12 protein-coding genes are annotated in these 12,235 nt (G+C 71.7%); 7 read left to right on the forward strand and 5 right to left on the reverse strand.

Annotation, left to right across the window (positions count from 1 at the left end; translation table 11 throughout):
* The first annotated feature begins 10 nt into the window (after nucleotides 1–10).
* Entirely contained in the window at nucleotides 11–688 is a 678-nt protein-coding gene (locus EDF46_RS06305; protein WP_123505436.1) for an MBL fold metallo-hydrolase, read from the forward strand.
* A gap of 25 nt (nucleotides 689–713) precedes the next feature.
* Here EDF46_RS06305 and EDF46_RS06310 read toward each other — a convergent pair whose 3' ends face one another.
* Nucleotides 714–1,766, reverse strand: a complete 1,053-nt coding sequence (locus tag EDF46_RS06310) for an agmatine/peptidylarginine deiminase (protein ID WP_123505437.1) — start codon at nucleotides 1,764–1,766, stop codon at nucleotides 714–716.
* Nucleotides 1,766–2,905, reverse strand: a complete 1,140-nt coding sequence (locus EDF46_RS06315) for a nitrilase-related carbon-nitrogen hydrolase (RefSeq protein WP_123505438.1) — start codon at nucleotides 2,903–2,905, stop codon at nucleotides 1,766–1,768. The genes EDF46_RS06310 and EDF46_RS06315 overlap by 1 nt, the downstream gene beginning before the upstream one ends.
* A gap of 50 nt (nucleotides 2,906–2,955) precedes the next feature.
* Here EDF46_RS06315 and EDF46_RS06320 point away from each other — a divergent pair, with 50 nt between their 5' ends.
* Complete coding sequence (locus EDF46_RS06320) at nucleotides 2,956–3,561, forward strand: TetR family transcriptional regulator C-terminal domain-containing protein (RefSeq protein WP_123505439.1); 606 nt, start codon at nucleotides 2,956–2,958, stop codon at nucleotides 3,559–3,561.
* Here EDF46_RS06320 and EDF46_RS06325 read toward each other — a convergent pair.
* Entirely contained in the window at nucleotides 3,545–4,159 is a 615-nt protein-coding gene (locus EDF46_RS06325; protein ID WP_123505440.1) for a TetR/AcrR family transcriptional regulator, read from the reverse strand. The two genes, EDF46_RS06320 and EDF46_RS06325, sit on opposite strands and share 17 nt — an antisense overlap.
* A 117-nt stretch (nucleotides 4,160–4,276) precedes the next feature.
* Complete coding sequence (locus EDF46_RS06330) at nucleotides 4,277–5,167, reverse strand: VOC family protein (RefSeq protein WP_233579904.1); 891 nt, start codon at nucleotides 5,165–5,167, stop codon at nucleotides 4,277–4,279.
* Between the two features lie 111 nt (nucleotides 5,168–5,278).
* On the opposite strand from EDF46_RS06330, the gene EDF46_RS06335 reads away from it, so the two are divergent.
* From EDF46_RS06335 to EDF46_RS06350, 4 genes are all read left to right on the forward strand, one after another.
* The gene (locus EDF46_RS06335) at nucleotides 5,279–6,145 is read left to right on the forward strand and encodes an aldo/keto reductase (protein WP_123505441.1); all 867 of its coding nucleotides are present in this window, start codon (nucleotides 5,279–5,281) and stop codon (nucleotides 6,143–6,145) included.
* Between the two features lie 68 nt (nucleotides 6,146–6,213).
* A complete protein-coding gene (locus EDF46_RS06340; protein ID WP_123505442.1) occupies nucleotides 6,214–6,999 on the forward strand; it encodes a hypothetical protein in 786 nt (261 codons plus the stop codon).
* A 159-nt stretch (nucleotides 7,000–7,158) separates the two neighbouring features.
* A complete protein-coding gene (locus EDF46_RS06345) occupies nucleotides 7,159–7,950 on the forward strand; it encodes an HAD family phosphatase (protein ID WP_123505443.1) in 792 nt (263 codons plus the stop codon).
* Nucleotides 7,947–10,451 carry a glycoside hydrolase family 65 protein gene (locus EDF46_RS06350; RefSeq protein WP_123505444.1) on the forward strand — a complete coding sequence of 835 codons (2,505 nt, stop codon included), beginning with the start codon at nucleotides 7,947–7,949 and terminating at the stop codon, nucleotides 10,449–10,451. Before EDF46_RS06345 ends, EDF46_RS06350 begins: the two co-directional genes overlap by 4 nt.
* A 225-nt stretch (nucleotides 10,452–10,676) precedes the next feature.
* Here the strand turns inward: EDF46_RS06350 and EDF46_RS06355 are convergent, their stop codons facing one another.
* Nucleotides 10,677–11,243 carry a TetR/AcrR family transcriptional regulator gene (locus EDF46_RS06355; protein ID WP_123505445.1) on the reverse strand — a complete coding sequence of 189 codons (567 nt, stop codon included), beginning with the start codon at nucleotides 11,241–11,243 and terminating at the stop codon, nucleotides 10,677–10,679.
* Nucleotides 11,244–11,337: 94 nt separating this feature from the next.
* On the opposite strand from EDF46_RS06355, the gene EDF46_RS06360 reads away from it, so the two are divergent.
* A complete protein-coding gene (locus EDF46_RS06360; RefSeq protein WP_123505446.1) occupies nucleotides 11,338–12,234 on the forward strand; it encodes an SDR family oxidoreductase in 897 nt (298 codons plus the stop codon).
* Nucleotide 12,235: the final 1 nt, after the last annotated feature.

The following is a 12,235-nucleotide window of genomic DNA, read 5'->3' on the forward strand; positions in this document are numbered from 1 at the left end:
GGACGCCCCCGTGCGCCTCGTCGAGGTCGCCGCCGGGATCCTCGTCGCCACCAGCCGCCGCGACTCGACGACCACCACCGTGGTCGTCGGGCCCGGCGGTCGGGCGCTCCTCGTCGACCCGGCGTGGGAGGTCGACGAGCTCGAGTCGCTCGCCGACGACCTCGACACCCTCGGCCTGACCGTCGAGGCGGGCTTCTCGACGCACGCGCACTTCGACCACCTGCTGTGGCACCCGCGCTTCGGCGACGTGCCGCGGTGGGCGTCGCCCGAGACCGTCCGCCGCTCGACCTCGCCGGAGGGCCGTGCGGCGCTCCTCGCCGAGCTCGGTCCGTGGCCCGCCGAGCTCGTCCCCCTGGTGGCCCGGGTGCAGGAACTCGCCGCCCCCGCCGTGCCGTGGCCGGGCCCGCGGGTCGAGCTCGTCGTGCACGACGCCCACGTTCCGGGCCACACCGCACTCTGGCTGCCGACCCGACGCGTCCTGCTCGCGGGCGACATGCTCAGCGACGTCGAGCCGCCCCTTCCCGAAGACGGGCCCGACCCGCTCGCCGCCTACGCCGAGGGCCTCGACGCCCTCGAGCCCTTCGCAGCGGCTGCCGCCCTGCTCGTCCCGGGCCACGGCTCGCCCACGGCGGAACCGCTGGCGCGGCTCGCCGCCGACCGGCGGGCGCTGGCCGCGCTCGCGCGCTGACGGCGCGGGCGAAAGGGCGAGAGCGTCAGGGCAGGGCGGGCTGCTGCTGCGTGATGCAGTGGATGCCGCCTCCGCGCGCGAAGATCGGGAGGGCGTCGACGGTGACGACGCGGCGGCCCGGGTATTCCTCGGCGAGGATCCCGGCGGCACGGTCGTCGGCCGCCGGATCGCCGAACCCGCAGGCGATGACCCCGCCGTTCACGACGAGGTGGTTGACGTAGCTGTGGTCGACGAAGCCCTCGTCGTCGCGGAGCCCTGACGGGGCCGGCAGGTCGATCACCTCGAACGGCGTTCCGCTCGCAGTCGTCTGCCCGCGCAGGAACTCCCTCGACGCCGCACTCACCGCGTGGTCCGGGTGCCCCGCGTCGGTCTGGGCGTGGAGCAGCACCCGCCCGGGCGAGGGCATCGCGGCGACCATGTCGACATGGCCGCGGGTCCCCAGCTCTTCGTAGTCGCGGGTCAGCCCCCGCGGCAGCCAGACGACATGGGTCGAGCCGATGGTGCGTGCCAGCTCGGCCTCGACGCGGGCGCGGTCGGCGTGCGGGTTGCGGCCCGGGTCGAGCTGCACGGTCTCGGTGACCAGCACGGTCCCGGCGCCGTCGACGTGGATGGCGCCGCCCTCGTTGACCAGGAGCGACGGGATGACTTCGGCGCCGGCGAGCTCGGCGACGACACGGGCGATCTCCCGGTCGCTCCCCCACTCGGCCCAGACCTGCGCGCCCCAGCCGTTGAAGATCCAGTCGACGGCGCCGAGGCCGGGCGCGGGCGCGGGCGACAAGTCGGCCGCCCCCGCCGGCACCACGAACGTCGGCCCGATGTCGCGCATCCAGAAGTCGTCGAGCGGCGCCTCGACGATGTCGATGGCGGCGGAGAGGTGCCGTCGCGCATCCGCGAGCGCCGACGGGTCGACGACGACGGTGACCGGCTCGAACTCGGCGGTCGCGTGGGCCACCGCTGCCCAGGCGGCGCGGGCCTCCTCGGCGGAGGCCGGATCGTCGTTGAGCGTCAAGCCCTCGCGCGGGAAGGCCATCCAGGTGCGGTCGTGCGGCTCGGTCTCGGCCGGCATGCGCCAGCCCATCAGAGGGCTGCCGATCCTGCGCCCGAGGGCTCGACGCCCGACGATCCGGGGCCCGGCGATCCGGGGCCGGGTGATCCGGGGCCGGATGCTTCGGGGCCGGATGCTTCGGGGCCGGATGCTTCAGGGCCAGATGGCGACGACGAGGCCGCCGCCGCCTCCACAGCCCCGTACCCGTTCGCCACCGGGTCGACCGGCGCGACGAGGGCGCCATACGTATCGGGCCGCCGCGTCAGCAGGAAGGGGAACAGCCGCAGCCACTCCTCGCGCTGGGCGATGTCGAGGTCGGCCACCAGCACGGCGGAGGCGTCGCGCGGCGCCTCGGCGAGGATCCTCCCGAACGGGTCGGAGATGAACGACGACCCGTAGAAGGCGATGTCCCCCTCGTCGCCCCAGCGGTTGGGCACGACCATGAACAGGCCGCTGGTGATGCCGTTCGCCACGATGACGTGGCGCCAGATGCCGCTGGTGTCGAAGTCGGGGAAGGTCGGCTCGGAGCCGATCGCGGTGGGGTAGGCGAGCACCTCGGCGCCGGCGAGCGCGTAGCTGCGCGACACCTCGGGAAACCACTCGTCCCAGCAGGTGGGGAGGCCCAGACGGGCCTCGAGGCCCGCGGGATCGTGCACGGGATAGGCGTCGGCGGACGGCCCCGGCTGGAAGTAGGTGTCTTCGTAGTAGCCCGCGCTGATCGGGATGTGGGTCTTGCGGGTGGCGGCCACGATCTCGCCTGTCGGCGAGGCGAGGATCGCGGTGTTGAAGCCCCGCGGGTCGCCGGCGATCCCCATCGACGCGGCGGGCCGCTCGTACAGGGACGCGTGGACGAACAGCTCGTGCCGCATCGCCGCCTCGCGCGCGAAGGTCGCGGTGGGCCCGTCGTGCAGGTCTTCGGCGTCGTCGACCGGCCGGCCGGTCGCGGGGGTGTCGCCCGGGTAGCGCCGCAGCGTCAGCTCGGGCAGGAAGACCACCTCGGCACCCTCGGCCGCGGCGAGCCGGATGCCCTCGTCGAGCTCGGCGACATGCTCGGCGGGGTCGGCGTGCCAGCGCATCTGCACGAGGGCGACGCGGACGGGGGCACGCGCCGATTCGGCGGAGACGGGGGCGGCGAGCGGCGACGGGAGCACTGGAGCGACGATGAGCTGCATTTGTTGATCATACGATCAACAAGCGCGGAAGGGAAGGCTACGATTCAGGGATGCCTTCTCGCCGACCACCCGCTGAGCGCCGCGCCGAGATCGCCGCGGCCGCTCGCGCCGTCGCCCTGCGCGAGGGGCTCGGCGCGGTGACCCTCCGTGCGGTGGCGGCCGAGACCGGTGTCGCCTCGGGGCTGGTGGCGCACTACGAGCCGTCGATGGAGACGCTCGTGGCGCGCACCTTCGACGAGCTGGCACGGGCGGAGCTCGACGAGGTCGCCCGTCTGGCCGGTGACGGGCCCGCCCTCGGAAGGCTGCGGTCTGTGCTCGCGACCCTCCTCGCCCCCGGGCGCGACGACGTGTCGTCGCTCTGGGCCGACGCGTGGAGCCTCGGCCGCCGCTCGCCGACGCTGGCCGCCGCGACACGCTCGCTGATGGGCGAGTGGAGCGCGCTGGCCGACGAGATCCTTGCCGCCGGGATCGCCGAGGGCGCGTTCGCGACGGCGACGCCGGAGCTGGTGTCGCTGCAGATGTTCGCTCTGCTCGACAGCACGACGGCGTACGCGCTGGTGGGCTACCGCGAGGCGTCCGAGCGGTCGGCAGTGGTGTTCACGTCGATGGAGACGGCGCTGGGGCTGCCCGCGGGCGCGCTCACTGAGCCGCAGTAGCGGGCAGGGACGCCTCGTCGGCCCCGAGGAAGACCAGCCGCTGACGGATCGTCGTCACGGCCAGGTCGACGAACGCGTCGCGCTCGTCGAGCGTGTCGGTGACGTAGCGGATGCCCACGAAGAGCCCGACCAGGATCGTCGCCTCACGGTGCGTGTCGACGCCCATCGTGATGAGACCCCGTGCCGCGGCGGCGCGGAGATCGTCCGACATGCGGGCGACCCAGCCGACATAGGGGCGGGGAGCGGCGGGATCCTGGAGGCTCTGCTCGTTGACCAGGCGCAGGCTCGCGCGGGCCAGCGGGTTGGTCGTGAACGCGCGCGCCACCTCGGCGGTCGACTGCACGATGTCCGAGAGCGGGCCGTCGGGCGACGGCTCGGTGTTCAGGAAGGTCCCCTGCGGAAACGCCTCGGCGACGACCCGCGCGGCCATGTCGGCCTTGGTGGCGAAGTGATAGCTGACGAGGCTCTTCGCCACGCCCGCCCGCGTCGCGATCGACCCGTACGACGCCGACTCGTAGCCGCGCTCCTCGAACTCGGCGCCCGCGGCCGCGAGGATCCGCGCCACGGTGGCGCGGCGCCGGTCTTCGCGGATGCCCATGCCGGGGATGCTAGACCCGGTCCCTCCGCGTCGCCAGCGCCGGTTCGGGGGTAGACGCCGGGTTCGCGGGGCGGGCGCAGGAACTCGCAGCCCGCCGACCGTCCGACCGCCGCCGCGCTACTGCGCCGTGACCGACACCTCGATGCGGTTCGCCCACGGGTCGTCGAACCCGAGCAGGCGGCCGTCGTCGGCGGTGGCCACGCCGTAGTGCGCCAGCCGCTCGCCGAGCGCGCCGAGGTCGTCGGCTCCGGGCACCTGGATGCGGACCAGGCCGAGCCCGAGGGCGAGCTGCCGGCGACCCGCGCCCGCACTCTGCCAGGTGTTCATGGCCATGTGGTGGTGGTAGCCGCCGGCACTGACGAACAGCGCCTGCGGACCGAACTCGGTGGTCGCCTCGAAGCCGAGCTGCTCGACGTAGAAGCGGCGGGCGCTGGGCACGTCGCCGACGCTGAGGTGCACGTGGCCGACGGTCGCGGGGCGCCTGGCGGCCTCGGCGAACGCCTGCTCGGCGAGGTTCTCGTTCAGGAAGGCGTTCGGATCGAGAGCGAGGGTCGCCATGTCGATCTGGCCGTGGGTCCAGCTCCAGCTCGTGCGCTCGCGGTCCCAGTAGAGCTCGATGCCGTTGCCCTCGGGGTCGTCGAAGTAGAAGGCCTTGCTGACGAGGTGGTCGGCGCTGCCGGTGAAGGAGTCCGGGTAGCGGGAGGCGACCGAGTAGACGGCGGACGCGAGGTCGGCCTGGGTCTCGAAGAGGATCGCGGTGTGGAACAGCCCGGCCTGGCGAGGGCCGGCGTGACGCAGCTCGGGGGCGTGCTCGAGGATCACGATCGGGACGCCGACACGGCCGAGGACGCTGCGCTCGGGCTCCTGGGCGAGCACGGCCAGCGAGACGGCGTCGCGGTAGTAGGCCGTCATGGCGTCGAGATCGGCGACGCGGAGGGTGACGGCGCCCATCGACGTGTCGGCGGCGAGGAGGTCGAGGGCGCTGGTTCCCGAGGAGCTTGTGGACATGTCACCGAGAATACACCCAATTAGTTGTACCGACAACTAATTGTAGCTGAGTGCGCCCGCATGGGACGAGGCGTTGACTGCTCCTGTCCCCGAACGGAAGGTACCCACTCCATGACACTCGAATCTCTTCCCGCGCAGGCCTCCGGCACGTTCGACCTCGGCGGCGACCTCACCGTCAACCGCCTCGGCTACGGCAGCATGCAGCTGACCGGCGCCGGCGTCTGGGGTCCGCCGAAAGACGAGGCCGAGGCGATCCGCGTCCTGCGCCGAACCGTCGAGCTCGGCGTCAACTTCATCGACACGGCCGACTCGTACGGCCCGGCCGTCGCCGAGCCCCTGATCGCCAAGGCGCTCAAGCCCTATGCCGACGACCTCGTCATCGCGACCAAGGGCGGGCTCACGCGGTCCGGACCGAACGAGTGGCCGCCGGTCGGCCGCCCCGAGTACCTCCGCCAGCAGACCGAGATGAGCCTGCGCTGGCTCGGCCTCGAGCGGATCGACCTGTACCAGCTGCACCGCATCGACGAGAAGGTGCCGCTCGAAGACCAGGTCGGCGAGCTGAAGAAGCTCCAGGACGAAGGCAAGATCCGCCACATCGGCCTCTCGGAGGTCTCGGTGGAGCAGCTCGAGCAGGCTCAGAAGGTGGCGACGATCGTGTCGGTGCAGAACCTGTTCAACCTGACCGACCGGTCGTCCGAGAAGCTGCTCGACTACGCGACCGAGCACGGCATCGGCTTCATCCCGTGGTTCCCGCTCGCGACCGGGTCGCTGGCGGCGGAGGGAAGTCCGCTCGCCGAGATCGCAGAGAAGAAGCAGGCCACGCCGGCGCAGCTCGCACTCGCCTGGCTCCTCAAGCGCTCGCCGGTCATGCTGCCGATCCCCGGCACGTCGACGGTGGCCCACCTCGAAGACAACATGCACGGTGCCGAGATCGAGCTGAGCGACGCCGAGTTCGCCGAGCTGAACGCCATCGCGTAGGGCCCGGGCCGCGGAGATCCGGTCGCTCGGCGTCGACTAGTCTCGAAGCCGAGCGATTGGATCCACCCGTGACCGACATGAGTCTCCGCCTTCCGACGACACGGTTCCAGGCGGTGCTGAACCTCGGCCCGAAGACGGCCGCGGCGATCGGCCCCGCCACCTGGAAGAAGGCGGCCGGCCTCGGCACGCCCGACCTCTTCGGCGACTGGGACGACGAGACGGGCCACTCGAGCCTCGCCGTCGAGTTCGACAGCGGCCAGATCCACCTCGACACCGTGGACGGCGGCATCGACTACCACTTCCATCGCGGCAATGGCGCCGAAGCGGATCGGAGTCCGTGGCCGCCGGCGGCGACCGACGAGATCCTGTCGTGGGCGTCCATCCTGCTGGCGGAGTTCCACCAGCGCATGCCCGACCTGCTCGAAGACGTCGAGGAGGCCGCGGCCTGGCACGACGAGGGCTTCGACCTCTACATCTGCGAGGTCGAGGAGCCCACGAAGCTCGACCTGATCTCCGTCGACATCGAGGGCGAGCTGCTCACGCTCCCCTGGCTCGGCAGCGGCGCGGTCGACCACGAGCACATCGACGGCGAGCATCATCCGATAGCGCTGCTGTGGTCGGCGTCGGAGGGCGCCGCGGAGGTCGCGATCGCCGAGGCGCGCCTCGATCCTGCGACCGAGCTGCCCGTCACCAGCGCCCTGCCCGGGATCGACTGGACCGCCGTCGGCCTCCCCGCCGACGAGGTGCTGTCCTGGCTCGAGGGCATCTACCTCAACCACCACGTGCTGCCCGATGCCGTCGGCACGATCCTGACCGCCGCGCTCGAGGGCATGGGCGGCGTCGACCAGAACTGACGCTCGGCCATCCGTCACTAGTGGGCGGCGGTCCGGCGTGCCAGACTTGACGAGCGGCGGTTCCCGAGCCCCCGGTCCACCGATCATGTCCGCTCCATCGAAACGCCGACGTTTCCGCCCTCTCCAGGCGACTTCGATCTCGAAGGGATCCCCCGCTTCGTGCCCTCTTCCTCCGCGCCCCGCGACGCCGCGGCGCTTCGCCGCCTCCCCGGCATCCTGTTCGACCTCGACGGCGTCCTCACGCCGACCGCCGAGGTGCACATGCGCGCCTGGGCGACGCTGTTCTCGACCTATCTGACCGAGCACGTTCCCGGGGCGGCGCCGTACACCGACGCCGACTACTTCGACTACGTCGACGGGAAGCCCCGCTACGACGGCGTCCGGTCGATGCTCGCCAGCCGCGGCGTCACTCTGCCGGAGGGCGCGCCCGACGACGCCCCCGACGCCGACACGGTGTGCGGGCTCGGCAATCGCAAGAACGAGGTGTTCGCGGCGGAGCTGGCGCAGAACGGGGTGACCCCGTACCCGGGGTCGCTGCAGTTCCTGCGCGCGGCCATCGCATCGGGTCACCAGGTCGCCGTCGTCTCGAGCTCGCGCAACGCCGTGCCCGTGCTGGCCGCGGCCGGCCTGAGCTCGTACTTCGAGGTCGTCGTCGACGGCGAGGTCGCAGCCGCCGAGGGCCTCGCCGGCAAGCCCGCCCCCGACACCTATCTCGACGGCGCCCGCCGCCTCGGCCTGACCGCGGCCGACTGCGTCGTCGTCGAGGACGCCCAGTCGGGAGTCCAGGCCGGCCGCGCCGGGGCGTTCGGCCTCGTGCTCGGCGTCGACCGCGGCGTCGGCGCCGCAGCCCTGCTCGACTTCGGCGCCGACTTCGTCGTGACCGACCTCGACGAGCTCGTCGGCCCCGTCAGCGAACCCCTCGACCCTACCGCCACGGAGAACCGCGCATGACCGTCATCACCGAAGACCCCCTCGACCGCAACCGCTTCCCGCTCGACGAGTGGGCGTTCGTCGAGGCCGAGCACGCCGAAGACCATGGGGTCACCGAGACGATCTTCGCCGTCGGCAACGGCTACCTCGGCCTGCGCGGCAACTTCGACGAGGGGCGCGGCAGCCACGCCGACGGCACGTTCATCAACGGCTTCCACGAGACCTGGCCGATCCGCCACGCGGAGGAGGCGTTCGGGTTCGCGAGCGTCGGCCAGACGATCGTCAACGCGCCTGACGCCAAGGTGGTCCGCCTCTACGTCGACGACGAGCCGTTCGTGCTGAGCGAGGCCGACATCCTGAAGTACACGCGTCGACTCGACTTCCGCGACGGCGTGCTCGTGCGCGACATCGAGTGGCGCACGCCGTCCGGCAAGCTCGTGCGGCTGACGAGCCGGCGCCTCGTGTCGTTCACCGACCGCCACCTCGCTGTCATCGACTACGAGGTGACAGTCCTCGACGCCGACGCGTCGATCCTGATCTCGAGCCAGATCCTCAACCGCCAAGACCTCGGCGACGAGTACCACGCGGGCATGCGCGCCGCCGCGACCTTCGACCCCCGCAAGGCCGAGAGCTTCACGGCGCGAGTCCTGCAGCCGTCGTACAAGAAGGTCCAGGGCACCCGCTACGTGCTCGGCTACCGCACCTCGAACTCGGGCATGACGATCGCCGTCGGTGCCGAGCACACGCTCGACACCGAGAACGAGTGGTCGCAGTCGACGCAGATCGACGACGACCTGGCTAAGCACGTCTACCGGGTCAAGGCGAAGGCCGGCAAGCCGATCCGCATGATCAAGGCCATCACGTACCACTCGTCGCGGGGCGTGCCGCCGCGCGAGCTGGCCGACCGCTGCGACCGCACCCTCGACCGCGCCGCCGAGACGCCGGTGGAGGAGATCTTCCAGGCGCAGCGCGACTGGCTCGACGACTTCTGGGTGCGCAGCGACGTCGAGCTGCCCGGCCACCCGATCCTGCAGCAGGCCGTCCGCTGGAACATCTTCCAGCTCGCGCAGGCCTCGGCCCGGACCGACGGCCAGGGCGTCGCCGCGAAGGGCGTCTCGGGCTCCGGCTACGGCGGTCACTACTTCTGGGACACCGAGATCTACGTCATGCCGTTCCTGTCGTACACGGCGCCGAACGTCGCCCGGAACGTCCTGCGGTTCCGCGAGGGCATGCTCCCCGCTGCACGCGACAGGGCGAGCGAGCTCAACCAGCGCGGCGCGCTCTTCCCGTGGCGCACCATCAACGGCCTCGAGTCGAGCGCGTACTACGCGGCCGGCACAGCGCAGTACCACATCGACGCCGACATCGTGCATGCGCTGATGCAGTACGTCGCCGCCACCGGCGACGAGGACTTCTTCGCCCGCGGCGCCGTCGACATCCTCGTCGAGACGGCGCGGCTCTGGGCCGACCTCGGCTTCTGGCGCTCGAACGGCGACCAGAAGTTCCACATCGACGGAGTCACCGGGCCCGACGAGTACACCACGGTCGTCGACGACAACCTCTACACGAACGTCATGGCGCGGGCGAACCTCTGGTCGGCCGTGCGCATCTGCGAAGAGCTGATGGCGAACGACCCGGTCGCGTACGAACGCATGGTGACGCGCGTCGGACTTCAGGAGCACGAGATCCGCGGGTGGCGCGCCGCCGCCGACGCGATGGAGATCCCGTTCGACCCGCACCGCGGCATCCACCCGCAGGACGCCCAGTTCTTGGACAAGGAGCTCTGGGACCTCGACTCGACCCCGGCGTCGAAGCGACCGCTGCTGCTCCACTACCACCCGCTGGTCATCTACCGGTTCCAGGTGCTCAAGCAGGCCGACGTCGTGCTCGCGCTGTTCCTCCAGGGCGACGAGTTCACGCCCGCCGAGAAGCGCCGCAACTTCGAGTACTACGACGCGCTGACCACCGGCGACTCGACGCTGTCGGCCGTCGTGCAGTCGATCATCGCCGCCGAGGTGGGCCACTACAAGCTCGCCCACAGCTACTTCCTGTCGGCGCTGTTCGTCGACCTCGCCGACCTGCACCACAACACCTCCGACGGCGTGCACGTCGCGTCGACCGGCGGCATCTGGAGCGCCATGGTGTTCGGGTTCGGCGGCATGCGCGACCACTCCGGCCGCCTCACGTTCAACCCGCGCCTCCCGGCCGACTGGGAGCGCCTCACGTACAAGATGACCGTCAAGGGCTCGCGCATGCGGGTCGACGTGACGCAGTCCGACATCACCTTCACCATCGAGGAGGGCACCCAGGTCACGGTGCACGTCGTCCACGAGAAGATCGAGGTCGTCGCCGGCTCGCCGGTGACCGTCGCGCTGCCGAACCAGGGTCCGCGGATCGAGACCGCTCCCCCGACGACCAGCGACCTCCGCGGGATGCTGCGCCCCGACGGCTCGGTCGTCACGGCGTCGATCCCGACGATCTCGGTCGACCGGAGCGACATCGACATCGACGTCACGACCTAGGTCGGCGCGGCGGGCGCGGGGCTCACCCCCGCCGTTCCGGCTCGGCCCCACCCGTCGGCGCCGCACCCCCGCCGTTCCGGCTCGACCCCGCCCCCTCGGCACCGAACCCCCGCCGTTTCGGCTCGACCCCGCCGTCCATTCGGCGGGGCCGTGCCGATTCGGCGGGCCCCCGGCCTTCCCGGCACACCCCCAGAGCGCAGAGCCGCTTCCACGCAGGAACTCCGCCTACACCCCGACGACCGCCCCCAGCGCGGCGAACATCTCGCCCTCGATCTCGGCCATCGAGCGCCGCTCGCCGGGCTGGAGCCAGACGTCGAACGCGACCCGGAACACCGTCATCCCCGACTCGGCGGCCAGCGTCGCGGCGGGCTCGGGCACGCCGCGCTCGCGCAGCCGCGCCCCGATGCCGGCGGCGACGTCGGCCATCTTCAGCAGCTCGCGCTCCATCAGGCCGGGGTTCACCGACAGCACCTGCCAGCGCTTCCGCGACCACTCGCGGCGCTCGTCGGGGAAGAACTCCGTCGCCGAGGCGAGCGCGCGCGCCACGACCTCCAGGGGTGCGAGCCCCTCCGGCACGCCGAGGACGGAGTCGACCATGGTCGCTCGGAACTCGACGGAGCCGCCGAACAGCACCTCCTTCTTGTCGGGGAAGTGCCGGTAGAACGTGCGCTCGGTCAGGCCGACGCTCTGCGCGATCTCGGCGGCGGTCGTCTGCTCGTAGCCCCGCTCGAGGAAGAGCTCGAGTGCCGCCTCGCGAAGGCGGTCGCTGCCGCCCGGTTCCCATCGACCCATTCTCCGATGATACGGGTCTCGACCGGGTGATGACAGATCCTGACATCAGGCGTACAGTTGCTGATGTCCGTCACTGACATCACTAGGAGATGACATGCGTGTTTTCATCACCGGAGCATCCGGCTGGATCGGCTCCCACACCGTCGACGAGTTCCTGAGCCACGGCTACGACGTCACGGGCCTCGCCCGCTCCGACGCCTCTGCGGCAGCCCTCGAGGCCAAGGGCGCCACCGTCCTGCGGGGCGACCTCGACGACCTGGCCGGCCTGCGTGCCGGCGCCGAAGCGGCCGACGGAGTCGTCCACCTCGCCAACAAGCACGACTTCGGCGACCCGGTCGAGACCAACCGCGCCGAGCGCGCCGCAGTCGAGACCCTCGGCGACACCCTCGCGGGCACCGGCAGGGCCCTGCTCCTCGCCTCGGGAGTCGCCGGGCTCGCGCAGAGCCGGCCCGCCCTCGAGACCGACTCGTCGCCGGCCGTCGGCCCCGACGCACCCCGCGGCGGCACCGAGAACCTCGCCTTCGACTACGTCGAGAAGGGCGTGAAGTCGATCAGCCTCCGCTTCTCGCCGACCACGCACGGCATGGGCGACCACGGCTTCATGGCGATCATCACCGACGCCGCCAAGCGCAACGGCTACGCCGGCTATGTCGGCGACGGCTCCACCGGCTGGGCCGCGGTCCATGTGGCCGACGCCGCGCGCATGATCCGCCTCGGCCTCGAGAAGGCGCCCGCGGGCGCTGCTCTGCACGCCGTCGGCGAGGAGAGCGTCGCCAGCAGAGACATCGCCGCGGCGATCGCCCAGTCGCTCGGCCTCGAGGCGCGCTCCTTCACGTCAGAGGAGTCGCAGGCCAGCATGGGCGGCTTCATCGGCCTGTTCTGGGGCATGGACCTCGCCGCCAGCAGCGCGGCGACCCGCCGGCTCCTCGACTGGACGCCGACCGGCCCGACGCTCGTCGACGACATCCTGGCGGGTGCCTACACGGGGTGAT

This window comes from Frondihabitans sp. PhB188 (assembly GCF_003752365.1).
In the GTDB taxonomy this organism is placed as follows: domain Bacteria; phylum Actinomycetota; class Actinomycetes; order Actinomycetales; family Microbacteriaceae; genus Frondihabitans.

Coding starts and splice junctions, on each gene's coding strand:
- EDF46_RS06310 (WP_123505437.1), bottom strand. CDS start 1,766: ATGGGCTGGCGCATGCCGGCCGAGACCGAGCCGCACGACCGCACCTGG.
- EDF46_RS06315 (WP_123505438.1), bottom strand. CDS start 2,905: ATGCAGCTCATCGTCGCTCCAGTGCTCCCGTCGCCGCTCGCCGCCCCC.
- EDF46_RS06320 (WP_123505439.1), top strand. CDS start 2,956: ATGCCTTCTCGCCGACCACCCGCTGAGCGCCGCGCCGAGATCGCCGCG.
- EDF46_RS06325 (WP_123505440.1), bottom strand. CDS start 4,159: ATGGGCATCCGCGAAGACCGGCGCCGCGCCACCGTGGCGCGGATCCTC.
- EDF46_RS06330 (WP_233579904.1), bottom strand. CDS start 5,167: ATGTCCACAAGCTCCTCGGGAACCAGCGCCCTCGACCTCCTCGCCGCC.
- EDF46_RS06335 (WP_123505441.1), top strand. CDS start 5,279: ATGACACTCGAATCTCTTCCCGCGCAGGCCTCCGGCACGTTCGACCTC.
- EDF46_RS06350 (WP_123505444.1), top strand. CDS start 7,947: ATGACCGTCATCACCGAAGACCCCCTCGACCGCAACCGCTTCCCGCTC.
- EDF46_RS06355 (WP_123505445.1), bottom strand. CDS start 11,243: ATGGGTCGATGGGAACCGGGCGGCAGCGACCGCCTTCGCGAGGCGGCA.
- EDF46_RS06360 (WP_123505446.1), top strand. CDS start 11,338: ATGCGTGTTTTCATCACCGGAGCATCCGGCTGGATCGGCTCCCACACC.